Here is a 276-nt window from a genome sequence, read left to right as displayed (position 1 = left end):
CCGGGCCGCGGCGGCGCGCGCGCCGCCGGGACGGGCCTGGCCCGCGGGGGTACGGGGCGGGCCGGTGCCGGCGGGGCCGGTACGGCCGGCGTGGGCGCGGCTGACGTCGGAGCGGGCGGCGGCGCCACCACGGCGGGCGGAGCCGGGGAGTGCGGCGCGGGGGCGGTGGTCTCGGGAGGCGCCGGGGTGGGCCGGGGCGGCGTCGGGCGTGGGGTGGTGGGGGCTGTGTCGTTTACACATCTCCGAGGCCCCGCGACGGCCGGCAGTCGGGGGGTG

1 pseudogene is annotated in these 276 nt (G+C 84.8%); it reads right to left on the bottom strand.

What is annotated here, in order from left to right:
* Positions 1-240, bottom strand: a pseudogene (locus tag AAHZ94_RS36615) (hypothetical protein); the annotation flags it as partial.
* Between the last annotated feature and the right edge of the window lie 36 nt (positions 241-276).

The sequence above is a fragment of the Streptomyces sp. HSW2009 genome (assembly GCF_040240285.1).
In the GTDB taxonomy this organism is placed as follows: domain Bacteria; phylum Actinomycetota; class Actinomycetes; order Streptomycetales; family Streptomycetaceae; genus Streptomyces.
The sequence above is the reverse complement of the archived record's forward strand: the minus strand, read 5'-3'. Positions and strand labels throughout refer to the sequence as shown.